At 36.0% G+C, this 16,119-nt stretch carries 14 protein-coding genes and 1 other annotated feature; of the genes, 13 read left to right on the top strand and 1 reads right to left on the bottom strand.

The window, feature by feature from the left end; genetic code table 11:
- Positions 1-82: 82 nt before the first annotated feature.
- The 9 genes from V192_RS0113990 (at position 83) to V192_RS0113950 (ending at position 10,599) form a co-directional block, all read left to right on the top strand.
- A complete protein-coding gene (locus tag V192_RS0113990) occupies positions 83-1,393 on the top strand; it encodes a WYL domain-containing protein (RefSeq protein WP_025872773.1) in 1,311 nt (436 codons plus the stop codon).
- A gap of 138 nt (positions 1,394-1,531) precedes the next feature.
- The gene (locus V192_RS0113985) at positions 1,532-2,287 is read left to right on the top strand and encodes a WYL domain-containing protein (RefSeq protein WP_025872771.1); all 756 of its coding nucleotides are present in this window, start codon (positions 1,532-1,534) and stop codon (positions 2,285-2,287) included.
- 116 nt (positions 2,288-2,403) lie between these two features.
- Complete coding sequence (locus tag V192_RS0113980; RefSeq protein ID WP_025872769.1) at positions 2,404-3,360, top strand: DUF1002 domain-containing protein; 957 nt, start codon at positions 2,404-2,406, stop codon at positions 3,358-3,360.
- 197 nt (positions 3,361-3,557) lie between these two features.
- The gene (locus V192_RS0113975) at positions 3,558-3,992 is read left to right on the top strand and encodes a GNAT family N-acetyltransferase (protein WP_025872767.1); all 435 of its coding nucleotides are present in this window, start codon (positions 3,558-3,560) and stop codon (positions 3,990-3,992) included.
- Positions 3,982-4,956 (top strand): AraC family transcriptional regulator, encoded by a 975-nt coding sequence (locus V192_RS0113970; protein WP_025872765.1) that lies wholly within the window; start codon positions 3,982-3,984, stop codon positions 4,954-4,956. Before V192_RS0113975 ends, V192_RS0113970 begins: the two co-directional genes overlap by 11 nt.
- Before the next feature lie 194 nt (positions 4,957-5,150).
- The gene (locus tag V192_RS0113965) at positions 5,151-6,446 is read left to right on the top strand and encodes an MFS transporter (protein WP_025872763.1); all 1,296 of its coding nucleotides are present in this window, start codon (positions 5,151-5,153) and stop codon (positions 6,444-6,446) included.
- A 68-nt stretch (positions 6,447-6,514) separates the two neighbouring features.
- Positions 6,515-8,098, top strand: coding sequence for an alpha-L-rhamnosidase-related protein (locus V192_RS0113960; RefSeq protein WP_025872761.1), 1,584 nt, complete (start codon positions 6,515-6,517; stop codon positions 8,096-8,098).
- 20 nt (positions 8,099-8,118) lie between these two features.
- Complete coding sequence (locus V192_RS0113955) at positions 8,119-9,477, top strand: MFS transporter (protein ID WP_029948278.1); 1,359 nt, start codon at positions 8,119-8,121, stop codon at positions 9,475-9,477.
- Positions 9,478-9,717: 240 nt separating this feature from the next.
- Positions 9,718-10,599: a hypothetical protein gene (locus V192_RS0113950; RefSeq protein ID WP_025872757.1), complete on the top strand. Its 882-nt coding sequence runs from the start codon at positions 9,718-9,720 to the stop codon at positions 10,597-10,599.
- 83 nt (positions 10,600-10,682) lie between these two features.
- Here the strand turns inward: V192_RS0113950 and V192_RS0113945 are convergent, their stop codons facing one another.
- Positions 10,683-10,955: a hypothetical protein gene (locus tag V192_RS0113945; RefSeq protein ID WP_025872755.1), complete on the bottom strand. Its 273-nt coding sequence runs from the start codon at positions 10,953-10,955 to the stop codon at positions 10,683-10,685.
- A gap of 1,413 nt (positions 10,956-12,368) precedes the next feature.
- Positions 12,369-12,625 (top strand) — a binding site (T-box leader).
- A gap of 64 nt (positions 12,626-12,689) precedes the next feature.
- On the opposite strand from V192_RS0113945, the gene V192_RS0113940 reads away from it, so the two are divergent.
- Genes V192_RS0113940 through V192_RS0113925 form a run of 4 tightly spaced genes read left to right on the top strand, consistent with a single transcriptional unit; the run spans position 12,690 to position 15,914 of the window.
- Positions 12,690-13,802, top strand: a complete 1,113-nt coding sequence (locus V192_RS0113940) for a 5-methyltetrahydropteroyltriglutamate--homocysteine S-methyltransferase (RefSeq protein WP_025872753.1) — start codon at positions 12,690-12,692, stop codon at positions 13,800-13,802.
- Positions 13,803-13,835: 33 nt separating this feature from the next.
- Positions 13,836-14,309, top strand: a complete 474-nt coding sequence (locus V192_RS0113935) for an S-ribosylhomocysteine lyase (protein WP_025872751.1) — start codon at positions 13,836-13,838, stop codon at positions 14,307-14,309.
- A 34-nt stretch (positions 14,310-14,343) separates the two neighbouring features.
- Entirely contained in the window at positions 14,344-15,210 is an 867-nt protein-coding gene (locus V192_RS0113930; protein WP_025872749.1) for a MetQ/NlpA family ABC transporter substrate-binding protein, read from the top strand.
- Entirely contained in the window at positions 15,207-15,914 is a 708-nt protein-coding gene (locus V192_RS0113925; RefSeq protein WP_025872747.1) for a 5'-methylthioadenosine/adenosylhomocysteine nucleosidase, read from the top strand. The genes V192_RS0113930 and V192_RS0113925 overlap by 4 nt, the downstream gene beginning before the upstream one ends.
- The last annotated feature ends 205 nt before the right edge of the window (positions 15,915-16,119 follow it).

Below are 16,119 nucleotides of genomic sequence, written 5' to 3'. Positions count from 1 at the left end.
TCGTGGACTTATCTTTTAAGAAAAGTTGCGCAGAATGCTTTCCTTTGATTAAATAAGATAAAAGGGAGAAAAAGGAGAGTATATGGCAAAGAAGTTTCAGGAATTAGTAAAAAATAGTGAAATACTGCGTAGATACGCAAGAGATTTTTATATTTATGGTTTTAAAGATCGAGAAGAATTTACATATGGGAGTACACGAAGCTATGATAATGAACGCCGAAGAATTGAAAGTCTTTTTTCAGAGTTTATTGAGACAGACTATAATCAAGGGAAAAAGACACTACGCCTTTCGATTGACGGTCATCGAAGAAGTGAAAATCCATTTCAGCGGCTATGGAAGAGTAAGTCGTTTACAAAAAATGATATTTTTCTGCACTTTGTTTTGTTGGATATTTTTACAGATCAGAAAAAATGTACGATTACTGAATTAGTTGAGCTTATTGACAAGGATTATTTGAGTGTTTTTCAAGATGATTATATGCTAGATTCTTTGACCATTAGAAAAAAAGTGAAAGAGTATGTTTCACTAGGTATTTTACAAGAAAGCAAGCAAGGGAAAACACTCTACTATCAGCAGCAACCAAGAATGCTTTTGTCTGAAAACGTCATTCAAGCAATTCAATTTTATAAAGAAGTTTTCCCTGTTGGAATTATCGGGGAGCATCTTTTAGCTCGTGAGCCAAAGATTCAAGCGTCTCCTTATGTTTTTAAGCATACATTTTTTCATCAGACATTTGATGCTGAGGTTACCTTGTTATTGTTACAAGCAATTCACCAACAACGAGAAGTGTGTTTTCAAACGTACAAACAACAGGAGGTACAGTTTCTACCTCTAAAAATATATAGTAGCTGTGAGTCTGGTCGTCAACACCTTGTCGGTAAGTTGAAAGGCAAAAAACGCTTATATTCGATACGGTTACACACAATCAGTCATGTAAAACTAAAAGCTGTAAATCCCCAAACTCTTAAGTACCAAGAACAACTTTTAAAGCAAAAAGAAATGGTGTGGAACGCCGCTATCGCCAATCGACCAACGCAAGAATTAAAAGTCTTCTTTTTGATCGATGAAGAGCAGGAAATGTATTTGATTCGGCGCTTGGAAAAAGAAAAACGGCAAGGGGATATTATAAGATTAGAAAAAAATCGCTATCTTTTTCAAATAAAATTGGCTGATATGGTAGCTATTACACCATTTCTAAGAACCTTTTTTGGACGTATCGAGAAAATTCAATGTACGAATCGTCTGTGGGAAAAACATTTTTGGGAAGATTATCAAAAATGTGCTCTCTATACTTTGAAGAGGGGGAGGAAAGATGATGCCTCTATTCCACGAAATTTATGGACAATACTTTGCGATTGCAGAAAAAATCCTGCGACAATTACCATTGAATAAAAATGAGATTCAACAAATGATTGAGGAGAATGGGTATGGTGAGACGCCTTTCACTTTTCAGATGCTTTTTTTAATGAGGAAGATGCGTGGCATTTAGTTAAACCAGACGCTCAAGATTATCAGTCTATTTTACGCCAATTGCCACAACGTCCAGTGACTCTACTGGAAAAACAATGGTTAAAAACAATTCTGCAAGATGAAAAAATTTCCTTATTTTTAACTGAAGCTGAGCAGTTGCATCTATTGAATCAATTGCAGGAGGTTTCCGTTTTATTTGGACCAGAAGATACAGTTTATTACGATCAATTTCAAACAGATGATCGCTTTCAGGATACTGAGTATCAACGAAATATTCACTTATTGGTCGAAGGTATTCAAAAGCGGCTGTATCTTGAAATAGATTACCAAGGGTTAGAAAATCAAACGATCATTACCCATAAAATAAAACCAGATAAAATTGAGTACTCACATAAAAATAATAAATTTCGCTTAAAAGCAAAACGCCAAACAAGAAGAGGTAATTGGGAAAATTGTCTATTGAATGTATCTGAAATACAAGCGGTTCGTTTATTAGCGCAACATTTTGAAAATGAAAACTTGCAACGTACAACTGAAAAATCAATCACATGTTTATTGAAAGACGAACGCGATACACTAGAAAGGGCAATATTTCACTTTTCAAACTACCGAAAAGTTACCCAAAAATTAGAAGGTGAAGCGATGTATCAGCTGACTATTTTTTATTTGGCGCAAGATGAAACAGAGTTGTTGATTCAAGTAATGTCGTTTGGTCCCTTTTTAAAAGTAACGGCTCCAAATCGTTTTATTCAGCAAATTCAATATCGACTTAGAAAACAACGAGAATTATTTTACCCTAAATATTTAGATCAATGAGGGTGCAGAAGTTAAAATAGGGTAAAAATTTATTAAAACGGGATCGTCCTTAAGGAATAACTAAAAAAAGTGTTGTATAGTATGAAACAAATAGAAGTTATTTTAGGAGGATTTTTATGAAACATAAACAAAAAAAACTAGCAGTAGCGATGAGCTTACTTTTGATTTCAACAAGTATATATAGTGGAGCAACAGTATTTGCGACAGAACAAAGCACAGCAACCAGCTCAACGAATACAGAGACAAGTAGCAGCGCTGAACAAAACCTACAAATCAACGCAGTTGCTCTAGGCAATGCACTGACTCAGGAGCAAAAGGATTTTACCTTAAAAGAACTAGGCATCAAAGGGGAAACACCTCAATATACAACAACAGGAAAAGACCTTATGAGTTTTATCCCTGACGGTGGTTTCACGCCAGAATGGGCTGTTTACAGCTCTGTTCGAATGGAAACTCAGAAAAAAGGGGCAGGAATCTCTGTAGATATTGCCACACCTAAAAATATCACGAAAATCACTGAAGCTCAGTACCAAAATGCAGCTTTGACTGCTGGGATCACTGATGCCAAACTAACTGTGGCATCAGCCGTACCAATCGATGGTTCTGGTGCTTTAGCAGGTGTTTATAAAATCGTCGAAGAATCTGGCGGAATCATCAATCGTGATCGTGTCGGTGTAGCACAGGACGAAATGGATGTACTATCTAAGATCACAGAAGAAAACAAAGACAAAGAAGGCTATTCCGACGAAGCCTTGAATGCAGCACAAGAACAAGCGAAAAAAGAACTCGCTGTAAAAACGGCTGATGGGAAGAAGTTAACCCAAGAAGATATTCAACAAACCGTTGAAAGTGCCTTACAAAGTCAAGGGATCAAAGATGTGATGTCAACAGATCAGGTGAAAGAATTAACGACATTGATGAGTGATATGAAAGATAAAAATATTTTTGAAGACTTTGTGAATCAACTAGATTTGTCTAAAACGAAAGAGCAAATTCAAGAGAAATCTAAAGGACTTTGGGAGAATATTAAAGGTTTCTTTAGTGGACTTTGGGATTCTGTTACTGGAAAATAGAATAAGTAAAGCTTGATGAGGTTGGGACAAGTGTTACTTCTGCTCCCACGATTTATCCGGATACCTTGAGGCTGAGATGTGACTCGTAGAGTTATGTCTCAGCCTCATTATTTTGTAAGTGTGAATAATTAAGAAATAAAACATACTTTTTATTGTATAATCAATCTATAAAACGGTATGAAAGAAGGTTATCACGGATGATACGAGTTGCAACATTAATGGATCTAGATTTGTTAGCGATACATGATACTCACATCCCTCAAGAAAGACTTCGCTCAGCCATTGAGGAAAATAGAATTCTGATTATTGAAGAAAATGAAATGATTGGTTGGCTTAGGTTTAGTTTCTTTTGGGACTCTATTCCATTTGTGGATATGTTGTTTATCTTGGAACCTTTCAGACGTAAACAATATGGGACAGATTTAATGCATTTTTTTGAACATGAAATGATCATTCAGGGGTTTAAAGAACTTATGCTATCAACTTCCAGTGAAGAGTATTCGCAACACTTATATCTTAAATTAGGGTTTAAAACAGTAGGGGGATTTTTCCCAACAAATGAGCCTTATGAAATAATGATGGTAAAAAAACTTGATCATGATAATAGAGAGAAGACAAACAATGAATTTTGAAGAGTTAAAAATCAAACTATGGCAGGAAAATAAAATCGAGCAAGAACAGCGCCTTGAAGGACATAATGTCAATGATCAGCATCTGCCTTTTGAAGAAATGGCGATACCTAAAATGCCGGAAGCTAATTTTTTTACAGATGGCAATATCTTTATCAATAAGCATCATCGTTACTCTGAAATGCCTGCTCATACTCATGAATTTGTTGAATTTAATTATATGCTTTCAGGTCACTGTGTCCAGTATGTCAATGAACAACGTATTGATTTGCAAGAAGGCGAAATTCTTTTGATGGATAAAGATATCGTCCAACGAATCGAACCGTTGGGTAAAGACGATATTTTGATCAACATTTTATTAAAAGGAGATTCAATCACAACAGGAATTATCGTCAACATGGTGAAATCGAATGGTCTAGTGAATGAATTTCTACTAAGCGCTTCTAATGATTATAGCGATCATAATGCCTTTATTTATTTTCGATCTGGTCAGAAAAAAGAGGTACAAGAGATCGTTCAAAAAATGATTCTCGAATATTATCAAAAAGAGAATTATTATATGCGTTCAATTAATTTGCTATTGTCTTTACTTATGATCGAGCTGACGCGGGTGATCGAAGCAGATAGTCTAGAAAATTCTCAAGAGCAAGATGAAGAAATTTTAACGATCCTTCGTTATATTGAAAGTCATTTTACAGCATTAACCTTATCAGATCTAGCGAAGTTCTTTGGCTACAACTCTAATTATATGAGTAATAAACTAAAAAAGGAAACAGGCTACTCTTTCCAAAAGTTGATCAATAATATGCGTTACCAAACGGCCTTAGATCTACTGAGAGAAACGGATAAGAATTTAGAAGAAATCGCTCATGATATAGGCTTTGACTCGGTACCTTCTTTGTATAAACTATTTAGTAAGTATACCGATCAAACCCCGAAAACAGTAAAAAGCCTATTGAATAAGTAAAAAAATTGAATTAGTTGAAAAGGAACTTCTAACAATTGTTAGAGGTTTTTTTATCTGTGATTTGGCAAAGAAATGTGTGTGATTTCGCTATAGTAGAAACCTGATAATACGCTTACAATTGTATTTGTTAGCAGAATAAGTAATCAGTTGAATCAATTGACTACTTGTTAAAAGAGTAGAGGAGCGTGACGATCATGAGTAAACAAAATGGATCAAATTCAGCTTTGGTGAAAGAATACTCACCATTAGCAACAGCAGCTGGTATCGGTTCGATGTTAGGATCAGGATGTATTGTTGGATTATCAGCAACCATTCCAGTTTGGCAACAGGGTTTAAATTTAACAACAGGACAAGTCGGAATTATTTCAGGCGGCTTAACGTTTGCTATCGCATTCGGATCATTATTTGCAGGACAGATCACCAAGGGATTTGGGCTGATTCGATCATTTAACTGGTTGAACCTTTTTTATGCGATCGGAGCTGCGATTTGTATTTTATCGAATAGTTTTGCAATGTTATTAGCGGGTGTGATTGTGATGGGCTTTTCTTCTGGCGCTGATTTGCCGATTAGTTTGACTGTCGTGTCTCATGATGCACCAGATGAAACAACTTCTGCAAGTTTAGTCTCATCGACACAAGTTTTCTGGCAAATAGGCGTTTTTATTTCTTATATTTGTTCTTTTCTTTTGTCGGGGATTCAAGGTGTACTTGGCGCTAGAATTGTATTTGGCATTCTTTTTGGTTTTGCAATTATTACATGGTTATGGCGCAGTTTTTCAAGTAAATTCAAACGGTTTCATGATGAAGGCGCAGCCCGTCAAGCTTTACAAAAATCTGCTTCTTCTGATGTACAAGAAGTTTCATTTAAAACAGTGTTATTTGGAAAAAATAAAAATAAATATTTAGGTTTCTTTTTCGCTATTTTGATTTTCTACGTGTGCTGGAATTTATTAGCAAATACCTGGGGACAGTTCCAAACGTATGCGCTAACAAATGCTGGAGCTAGCCAAATGCAAGCGACTGGCTTAGGAATTATTTTAAATGTGGTTTCTCTTGTGACAACGATTATTTTTGCATCGATCGCAGGTGGAAAATACCGTAACAAAGCTTTCTTTATTGGCGCATTTGTTCAATTTGCAGCAATGCTGGGCATGGCTATGATTGGTGGCGGTGCTGGTTTTATCGCGTTGGCAATTACGATTGCCTTTTATAACTTTGGGAACCCCTTGGCAGGTGAAGCAATTTATAAAGTTTGGACACAAGAATCATTTCCAGCTGAAACGCGCGCTTCATTACAAGGGTTCATCAATGGTTTTTCTAGAATGTGCTGTGGACTCTTCGCTTTTGTCACTCCATTTTTAGTGGCACCAGACAGAATTCAAACGTCGATGTATGGTTTTGCTGGAATTGTGTTGTTGGCAACAATTGCAGGAATAGTGATGATGCGGTTACAAAAGAAATATAAAGTAGCACAAGATACTCAAAAATAACTCACAGAGCTCTCCTGACTGGTCTAGGTTAGGAGGACTCTTTTAAGAAGATAATGGAGGAAATAAAAATGGCTTTTACTTTTCAAATCAATGATGATGTTGTCTGGAATCGAAATGAACGCTTACTTAAGAAAGCGGAAATGAACACGCCTAAACTGATTCACACAGAAATCCAACCGACTAGGCTCGTTGAGATCGTCGCGGATAATCATTCTATCAATGGATTTAAAGCGGTTTCTAGCGAGAAAGAAATCAGTAAACTTTCAGAATACGGATTGAAACGTGATGAAAAACTGATATTAGATTTAGGCGATCATTATGTTGGGAAATTTACGATCGATATTGATTCGGTCGGTTCACCAATGGATGCGCCGTTATATTTACATTTCAAATTTGCTGAAGTACCAGCAGAAATCATGGCTGAGTCGAAAGAATATGATGGTTGGCTGTCTAAATCATGGATTCAAGAGGAGTTTGTCCATATCGATGTATTGCCAGTGACCTTGGAAATGCCTCGCCGATACAGCTGTCGCTATATTGAGCTTGAAGTGATCGATACCTCACCAAAATGGCAAGCTAGTTTTAGCAAGCCAACATTTATTGCGGAAAGTTCAGTTACGTTGGATGACGTTGAGAAAATTGAGCTGGCGGATGAACAGTTACAAGCAATCCATGATGTTTCCGTTAAAACCTTACAAGATTGTATGCAAACTGTTTTTGAAGATGGACCCAAACGAGACCGTCGCCTTTGGATCGGAGATTTACGTCTCCAAGCGTTAGCCAATTATGCCACGTTCGATGATGTAGCATTAGTGAAAAGATGTCTGTATTTGTTTGGTGGAATGACCACAGAAGAAGGGAAGATTCCGGCAAATGTCTTTACTGCGCCTAGCTTGATTCCAGATGATACGTTTTTGTTTGATTATAGTTTATTCTTTGCAGTGATTTTATTCGATTATGTCAAGCATACAAATGATAAAGAAGTGATGGAAGATCTTTATCCAGTGGCTAAAAAACAAATCGATTTCGCTTTAAAACAGGTAGATGAAGCTGGACGATTGGTTTTAGATGAAGCCTGGCCGGTATTCATCGATTGGTCAAATGAATTTGACAAAGCAACTGCGGGACAAGCTGTATTTATCTATACGCTGAAACGATTTATTGAATTGGTGCGCCAAATAAACGATCAAGACTTGAATGTTTATCAGACAGCTTTGGAAAATATGGAAACTTTTGCTAAAGAAAAGCTATTCGATCAGAAAAAACAACAATTTATCGTAGAAGGAACTGGCGAAATCAATGTAGCGAGTCAAGTTTGGATGGTTTTAGCACAAGTAATGAATGAGCAAACAAACAAGGAGATCATGACAGAAACAATCCGTACGCAATTTCCAATCACAGGTATTGCGACACCTTATATGTATCATCATATTGTGGAAGCATTATTTGTCGCTGGACTTACAACCAATGGCGAAAAACTGATGAAAAACTATTGGGGCAAAATGATCGAGATGGGTGCGGATACCTTTTGGGAAGCGTTCAAATTAGAAGACCCTGATTTTTCGCCTTATGGTAGTCCGATCATCAATAGTTATTGTCATGCCTGGAGTTGTACGCCGGCGTATTTGATCAAAGATTATCTCTTTAACTAGTAGATAAGGGAGTGGAAAAAATGGATGTGTTAAATGAACAGACCAAACCAATGTCTAAATGGCGTCAGCGAATCGGTTACGGTGTTTCTGATTTAGCTTGTAATTTGATTTGGCAGATGATTTCATTGTATCTATTGTTTTTTTACACGGATATCATGGAATTAAGTGCGGCAGCGGTTAGTTTGATGTTTGTACTGACAAGATTTGCGGATGGCATTACGGATTTGCTCGTCGGCTATTTGATCGATCATACTAATACACGCTGGGGAAAATCTAGGCCGTATTTTCTTTATGGTGCGATTCCTTTTGCTCTATTTGCTTTCTTGTGTTTTAATGTTCCCGACATTTCGGCGACAGGGAAACTTGTTTATGCCTATATCACATACTTTGGACTTTCGTGTGCGTATACGCTGGTCAATGTGCCGATGGCTTCGATTCTACCCAGCTTGACCAATGATGCAAATGAGCGGACAGCGTTATCGACTTCCCGTAAGTTTTTTGGATTTCTAGGTGCAACGATCGTTAGCTCAACAGCGCTAACTCTTGTAAATCGCTTAGGTCATGGGAATCAAATTGTCGGCTTTAGACTGGTCATGGCGATTTTTGGAATTATTGGTTGTGGTTTGTTCTTTTTCACTTTCTTTAATGTGCGAGAACTTCCAGTGGTTTCAACGGAAAAAGTTTCTCTAAAAAATGTTCTTTCATCATTAAGAAAAAATAAACCGTGGTTGATTTTTGCGTTGAATATTTTGTTTATGTGGACAGGATTTTTTATTCAAACAAGTGCGTTGGTGTATTATTTTGCGGTGGTTGTAAAAAGTCAAGGTTTATCGATCACAGTTGCAACGATCATGTCAATCGTACCGATGTTTGCTAATTTTTTAGTTCCAATGATTGCAAAGCGTTTAGGCAAACGAAATCTGTATATCTCAGCTTCTCTGGTTCAATTGTTTGGCTTGTTGATTATGCTGATCGCAGGTATTGATCATGCTGTGATTTTAGTGGGCGCATTCATTTCAGCGATTGGCTATGGAATGAAAGAGAGTATTTACTTTTCAATGCAGGCTGATCCAGTTGATTATGGTGAGTGGAAAACTGGGTTGAATGTTTCTGGTTCGTTATCAGCGATCAATGGCTTCTTAGGGAAAGTTGCCCAGGCTCTAGCTGGTGGGATTGCTGGTGCATTTTTAGCTTGGGGAAATTATCGACCTGGCGTAGCTGTTCAAAGTAGTCAAGCGATCGTGGCGATCAAGGCGATGTATTTGTATATTCCAATGATTTTGATTGTTTGCTCGGTTGTGACGATGCTATTTTATCAGTTGGATCGGATTTATCCGGAGATTAAAAGAGAGTTGGAGGAACGAAGTATACAGAGTTAAACTTGTAGTGAATTTTAAAAGTATTTTTTGATCTATTAAGAGTTAATAGAGTGACACAGAATTCCAAAATCTGTGTTATTCTATTGATTTTTTTGTTGAAATAAAAAATCTAAAAGAATATTGTTATTTACTTTAAGTGTGGTATTATATATTAGGTTGTTTATTTATTTCTATAAGTATGTATATTTTTTTAGACTTAATTAATACATCCAAAGAAAAAAATAAAGGAGAGTTATCAAGATGAGCAATAATTTAACAAAATTTTTAGAGTCAACGGATAATGAAATTATTACAGATACTTTTGTTATCAAAGACAACCTGCTAAAATTTGAGGATGTCACACTTCAATTAAGTAATATCTCTCGAATTTATGCTGGGAAAAAGACATTAAAAATTCCAATTCCAGCCATTGCAGTTTTTATTATTTCGCTATTATTAATATTTATACAGCCACTTATAGGAATTATTGGTTGTGTGCTTTCTGGATGGTATATATTTTCGATTTATCAAGCATATCTGAGTGGAAGGATTTATTTATCTTTTCTTCTTAATTCAGGAACGTACTATTCTATATTCTTTAAAGATAGTGACTTTTTGGAAGACGTACGAGCGAAAGTAGAAATGGCATTTAATAAACAAAATGTAGATTACACTGTAAATGTTGCTGAACAAAAAATTATTCAAGGTGACCATCATGAGTTTAAAGGAGATCATAATAATTTGAATTGGGGAATTCAAAAAGATACGAATGTTAACTCGCATAATGCTAATTCCTTTAATCATAGGGATGATCATTCTTCTGTAAACGTAGGAGATATTCAAAATAGTTCAATTCATTCTTCAACGATTGGAAATAAAAATAATGTGAGTCAAGATTCAGAAGGAAATTATGATTGGCAGTCAATTGAGTTAGCATTAAAGACTGTTATATCAAGTATTAAGATTGATTCACCAGTGAAAGCTGCTAGTCAAGAAGCATTAAAAGCTGCAGAAAAACAAGATAAGACTTTATTTGAATCAATTATTAAAAAAAATAAAGCCGAATTTTTATCAGATCTGTTTCAAAATACTGCTAGTGGTATTTTGGTACAAGTAATTGCTTTTGCTCTAGGCATTGTTTAAAATTTTATATATCTAGAAAAAGAGAAAACTTTATAGAGTATGGTTTTCTCTTTTTTTTGTAAAGAAATTTTATTAGAGGTGTTTTATATTTTTTCTTGTGTGATTAATTTTAATAAATCTGAATGTGCTGTTTTTAGTAAATGTTGGTAATCTTCAATAAATATTGAAAATAATTTTGAACATGCATAATAATCTTTCACAACCTGTTTCTTATTAATCGGCGTATTTGGATTTGTAAAATACTTCTCCAAAACCACCAACGGTTCTTGCCACGATTGCAGTCGTTCAACCGTATCTCTAAGATCAATAATTTCCTGATAAGGAACAGCTTTAATACAAAGTGCGGAATTTTTCATAAGTAAGTTCTCCTTTTATTGTTTATTTTAATAACAACTAACAAGTGAGAAAAAGAAAAAACGATAGAGATTGCCGCCTCTATCGTTGGGATGACTAACAGACTACAGCACGATTCTTTACCCAATCTGAACAAATTTACTAAACTGTCTAGAAATTCTTACAAAAATTAGGTACAATAAAGAAGCTAGTGCTACGGTACTAGTAATCAGGCAACTTGGATAGATGGGTTACGCTGTCTATTCAGGGCTTCATTTACTGGGTGGTACCAGTGAGTGAAGTGCCTATTTATTTTGCTCTTTTTCTCAAATTTTATAGGATGGCAACAAAAAAACGACTACAGTTACACCTGCAATCGTTGACAATAGGCAAGTCAAAAAATAGCTATTTTTACTCGTTTGTACTTGAAAGGAGAAGATTTGCGGTCTTCTGGTAGACAAAAGTATGTAAAAATAGGAGCATGACATACACTATTGGCGATTTGTTTAAGCAGGTTACGCTGTTTAATCAAAACTTCTCTAGTTTGGTTGGTAGCCAGATCAGGAAGTGCCAATTATTTAGTTTTATCGTTAGGAGAAAGTGCATCTAATTCACTCATTTCGTGCTAAGCGAATGATTACTATTCCTCTTGTTAATTATTTCTATCCTATGGCTATTAGTATACCGAAAAAAACAACTGTTCGCAATAAAAAATCTGACATTCCTCGATTAAATAACACTTAAAATCCTCTCTCTTATATATAAGGAAAAATAACAAAAAATTTTTCTTAGCTATATTTTATAATCCAGTGATAGAGAGTAAAAAAATGAACAAAAGCTATTTTATGTTCAAAATAAAAATTCCTATATTTAAGATTTTTGTATCAAATCATGATGTTAGTTATTCGAGTATTTTCGAGAGTCAACTCGACACCAAAAAGTTGAGGTTCCCATAACTAAGTAGCTTTAATTATTCATTCTTTATTTTTTCATATCATTCGGAATACCAAAGATATTAATTGCCTTTTTTTATTTCTCAAATTTTTTCAGCATTAAAAGTCGAAAGATGTTCTAGATCGATAATAGAAAAAGTCAGGATTTCTCCATTTTTGCTTATTTGGGATAATACTGGAATAATTAATTTTTTTGCTAAACTGTTACAGTGTCTGGATGTTCTTATTATAGTTGTTATCAGCAAGATCGATTTTAGAAATAGCTCCTAGACAGAGTGATAGTTACTGTAATAATTTGCCAAAAGGCTAGTAGTTATTATTAAAAGTAAACCAAAAATGATTGAAACATTTTTTTTAGTTTATCTTTCATTCTCATCCTCCAAATGTATATTATAAATGATTACTATGCTAAGTAGCTTCATTTTTTTAATTATTCATTTGACATCACAAAAACCATCTGCTATCATAATTAAAAATAAATAAAAAAACACGTAGAAAAAGAAAGTAAAATTCTGTGGAATTTCTAAAAGAGAGCCTTGGTAGCTGAAAAGAGGCGGAAGAAAACGAATTTGAAAATGGCTTTTGAGTGGGCATTTCGAGAGATTATTTTAGAGGTGCACGGTTATTCCCGTTAGCAAGAATCCTAATATCAAGCAGTGGCGGCGTATTAGAGTAGAGGCAAAAATCCTATGATTTTTGTGAATTAAGGTGGTACCATGTATGTTTATTACATCCTTAGAAGAGTCTTTGACTTTTCTAGGGATTTTTTTGTTTTCTATTTAAAAAATGAGGGGGAAATTAATTATGTGTCAAAATTCAGTACATCGTTATGAAATCGTAGGAAGTTTTTTACGTCCGGAATCGTTAAAAAAGGCGCGGGAAGAGTTTGTTTCTGGTGCAATTTCAGCAGATGAATTAAAAGCAATCGAAGATCAAGCCATTCGGGATTTAGTCGCAAAACAAAAGGAAATCGGCTTACAAGTCATCAGTGATGGGGAGTTCCGTCGTAGTTACTGGCATCTTGATTTTTTCTGGGGCTTTAAAGGGGTTGAGCATAATGTAATGGATCAAGGCTATTTATTTCATGGAGAAGAAACAAGAGCTGATTCAGCACGTTTGACTGGAAAAATCGCTTTTAATCCAGAGCATCCGGTTTTTGAAGAATACGAATTTTTGACTGAAATTGCGGATGGGACACCTGTTCGTCAAAGTATACCTGCACCAGCACAGTTGTTAGCGGAGTTAGTTCGTAGTTCTAATGAAGAAAAGGTTGATGAATTTTATCCAGATCGAGAAGTTTTATATCAAGATATTGCTAAGGCGTATCGGGAAACGATTTTAGCTTTATATGATTTAGGTTGTCGGGATATAAAATTAGATGATTGTACATGGGGCATGTTAGTGGATAAGAATTTTTGGACGACGATGACTAATGGGGAATATGATACCCAAGCGTTGCAAGAGTTGTATTTACGTTTGAATAATGATGCGATCGTTGATTTACCAGAAGATTTACATGTAACAACTCATGTATGTCGTGGTAACTACCATTCAACATGGGCCACTTCTGGCGGCTATGAGCCGGTCGCAGATACACTATTAGGTAATCAAAAGGTTGAGGCCTTTTTCTTGGAATTTGATGATGAGCGTTCTGGGGATTTTGAGCCGTTACGTTTTGTTCCAGAAGATAAACAAGTGGTTTTAGGTTTGGTTACGAGTAAGGATGGTACGTTAGAAGAGAAGGAAACCTTAGTGAATAGAATTAAAGAGGCAAGTAAATTTGTTCCCTTGGAGCGCTTGAGTTTAAGTCCTCAATGTGGATTTGCATCAACAGAAGAAGGCAATATTTTGACTGAGGAAGATCAGTGGAAAAAGCTAGCGTTAGTGATTGATGTGGCGAATGAGGTTTGGGGTTAAGCAAAATAGTGAACTGGAAGGATGAGTGTGACCATGGCAGAGGTTGAAAGTTTTACATTAGATCATAATAAAGTGATTGCTCCTTATGTGCGAGTGATTACGACAGAGGTTGGGAAAAAAGGAGACGAAATCACTAATTACGATTTGCGTTTTGCCCAACCAAATCAAGCAGAAATTCCGACAGCGGCGATTCATACGTTAGAGCATTTACTAGCTGATTTATTGCGGGATCGTTTAGATGGAATCATTGATGTTTCACCGTTTGGTTGTCGCACAGGGTTTCATTTGATTGTTTGGGGCAATTATCCAGCGCAAAAAGTTGGACAAGCGTTAAAAGAAACGTTAACTCAAATCATAGAGGAAATTCAATGGTCTGACGTTCAAGGGACGGATGCAAAAAGTTGTGGGAATTATAAAGATCATTCTCTTTTTTCAGCAAAAGAATGGGCTAAATTAGTATTGGCTCAAGGAATCAGTACAGCGGCTTTTGAGCGAGATATCATTTAGGTTGAATCATAGTAAATAGTTGAAGGAGACTGTTATGAAAAAGTGGATTGGATTTGGCCTCTTAGCGGCTTTGTTTTTAGTGACGGGTTGTAACAGTCAGAATAAAGAAGAGGCAAGTAAAGAACAGAATGAAACAACCAAAATTGTTTTAGGATCAGTAGACAGTGATGCTGATATCTGGCGATTTATTGCAGATTCAGATTTAGCTAAGAAAGCTGATTTAACGATTGAAGTGAAAGAAATCAATGGCGGTCCTCAACTGAATAATGCGACGGTCGAAGAGCAAGTTGATGTGAATGCTTTCCAATCTTTAGGCTATTTAAACAGTTTTAATCAAGATAGCGATCAAAAATTAGTGCCGATTGCGACGACCTATATGGAACCGATGGGAATTTATTCGGATAAATACAAATCAGTTTCAGACATCAAAGACGGAGCAGTCGTTGCAATCGCAGATAATCCAGCGAATACGGCACGTGGGTTACGCTTGATGGAAACAGCTGGTTTGATCAAATTAGCCAAGGATTTTGATAATGGAACAGGCACACCATCTGATATCATTGAAAATCCTAAGCAGTTAGAGTTTAAAATGATCGATGATACCACTGGACCAAGAGTGTTACAAGATGTCGATCTAGCTTTGATCAGTAATACAATTGCGTTTGAAGGCGGCTTAAATGTTTTGCAAGATGCTTTGTTTAAAGAAGAAATCGATGAAAATACGCAGCAAAGCATCAATGTTTTAGTAACCACAGAAAACCGTCAACAGGATCAGGCGTTAAAGAAACTAGCAGAACTTTATCATAGCCAAGAAGTTAAAGACTATATAAAAGAACATTTTGGCGGGACGAAAGTCGATGTGCAAGAAGATATCGGGAAACTGTGGGAGGCAGATAAATGAAAATCGCTATAGCAGCAGCAATGCAGGAAGAATTAGCCCCTTTTAGAGGTTCCTATCAGTCGGACTTGATTTTGAGACGAGGCAAAACCGTGATCGAAGAAGTAATAGGTCAGCCAGGTTATTCTTTATTCTTAGTGGAAACGGGGATCGGTAAAGCCAATGCAGCAGCTTCTGCTAGTTTAGTTTGTGAAACGATTCGACCTGATGTGATCATTAATACAGGTTCAGCAGGTGGTTTTTTGAGTGAAGTTGAAATAGGTGATGTTGTTTATGGAACAACACTTACCTATAGCGATGTGGATGCGACTGGCTTTGATTATGCGTTTGGGCAAGTGCCGCAAATGCCAATAGACTACAGGTTGAGTCAAAAATGGTTGGCTATTTTTGAGTCCTTAGAAAAGCCTAAAGCATATGGTTTACACAAAGGATTGATCGTAACAGCTGATTCCTTTATGAGTGAAGCGGAATTCGTGACAAAGGTGAAGGAGCTTTTTCCAGAAGCAAGAGCCTCTGATATGGAAAGTACTGCAATCGCACAAGTTGCGAGTTTTTATGATATTCCTGTCGTGAATATTCGTGGGATTTCCGATATTGCCGGAGTTGAAGCCGCGGAGTCTTTTGACAATCATTTAGAAAAGGCTGCACTTCATGCGTATCAAGAGACGAAACGCTTCATTCAGATAGTGGCAGAAGATAATTCATAGGGTATAAAGATGTTCAGGCTTTTAAAAGCGGAACATCTTTTTTTAATTCGAACACAAGAGTGTTTCTAATATCAGATCCAAATATTTCACTTTTTGCACGTATAGTCAACGTATCGTTAGAATAAGAAAATAAATTTGATTTCTGATGAAAAAAGAGATTTATTTTTATAAAAACATTCGCTATGATGAAGGCAGGAGGGATCAT

Source organism: Enterococcus crotali (assembly GCF_000633635.1).
Classification (GTDB): domain Bacteria; phylum Bacillota; class Bacilli; order Lactobacillales; family Enterococcaceae; genus Enterococcus_L; species Enterococcus_L crotali.
Note: the sequence above shows the minus strand (reverse complement) of the source record. Positions and strands in the feature narration are given on the sequence as shown.

Bases quoted from the DNA above. Each gene is read 5' to 3' on its own strand.
- V192_RS0113990 (WP_025872773.1), top strand. From the start codon at position 83: ATGGCAAAGAAGTTTCAGGAATTAGTAAAAAATAGTGAAATACTGCGT.
- V192_RS0113980 (WP_025872769.1), top strand. From the start codon at position 2,404: ATGAAACATAAACAAAAAAAACTAGCAGTAGCGATGAGCTTACTTTTG.
- V192_RS0113975 (WP_025872767.1), top strand. From the start codon at position 3,558: ATGATACGAGTTGCAACATTAATGGATCTAGATTTGTTAGCGATACAT.
- V192_RS0113970 (WP_025872765.1), top strand. From the start codon at position 3,982: ATGAATTTTGAAGAGTTAAAAATCAAACTATGGCAGGAAAATAAAATC.
- V192_RS0113965 (WP_025872763.1), top strand. From the start codon at position 5,151: ATGAGTAAACAAAATGGATCAAATTCAGCTTTGGTGAAAGAATACTCA.
- V192_RS0113960 (WP_025872761.1), top strand. From the start codon at position 6,515: ATGGCTTTTACTTTTCAAATCAATGATGATGTTGTCTGGAATCGAAAT.
- V192_RS0113955 (WP_029948278.1), top strand. From the start codon at position 8,119: ATGGATGTGTTAAATGAACAGACCAAACCAATGTCTAAATGGCGTCAG.
- V192_RS0113950 (WP_025872757.1), top strand. From the start codon at position 9,718: ATGAGCAATAATTTAACAAAATTTTTAGAGTCAACGGATAATGAAATT.
- V192_RS0113945 (WP_025872755.1), bottom strand. From the start codon at position 10,955: ATGAAAAATTCCGCACTTTGTATTAAAGCTGTTCCTTATCAGGAAATT.
- V192_RS0113940 (WP_025872753.1), top strand. From the start codon at position 12,690: ATGTGTCAAAATTCAGTACATCGTTATGAAATCGTAGGAAGTTTTTTA.
- V192_RS0113935 (WP_025872751.1), top strand. From the start codon at position 13,836: ATGGCAGAGGTTGAAAGTTTTACATTAGATCATAATAAAGTGATTGCT.
- V192_RS0113930 (WP_025872749.1), top strand. From the start codon at position 14,344: ATGAAAAAGTGGATTGGATTTGGCCTCTTAGCGGCTTTGTTTTTAGTG.
- V192_RS0113925 (WP_025872747.1), top strand. From the start codon at position 15,207: ATGAAAATCGCTATAGCAGCAGCAATGCAGGAAGAATTAGCCCCTTTT.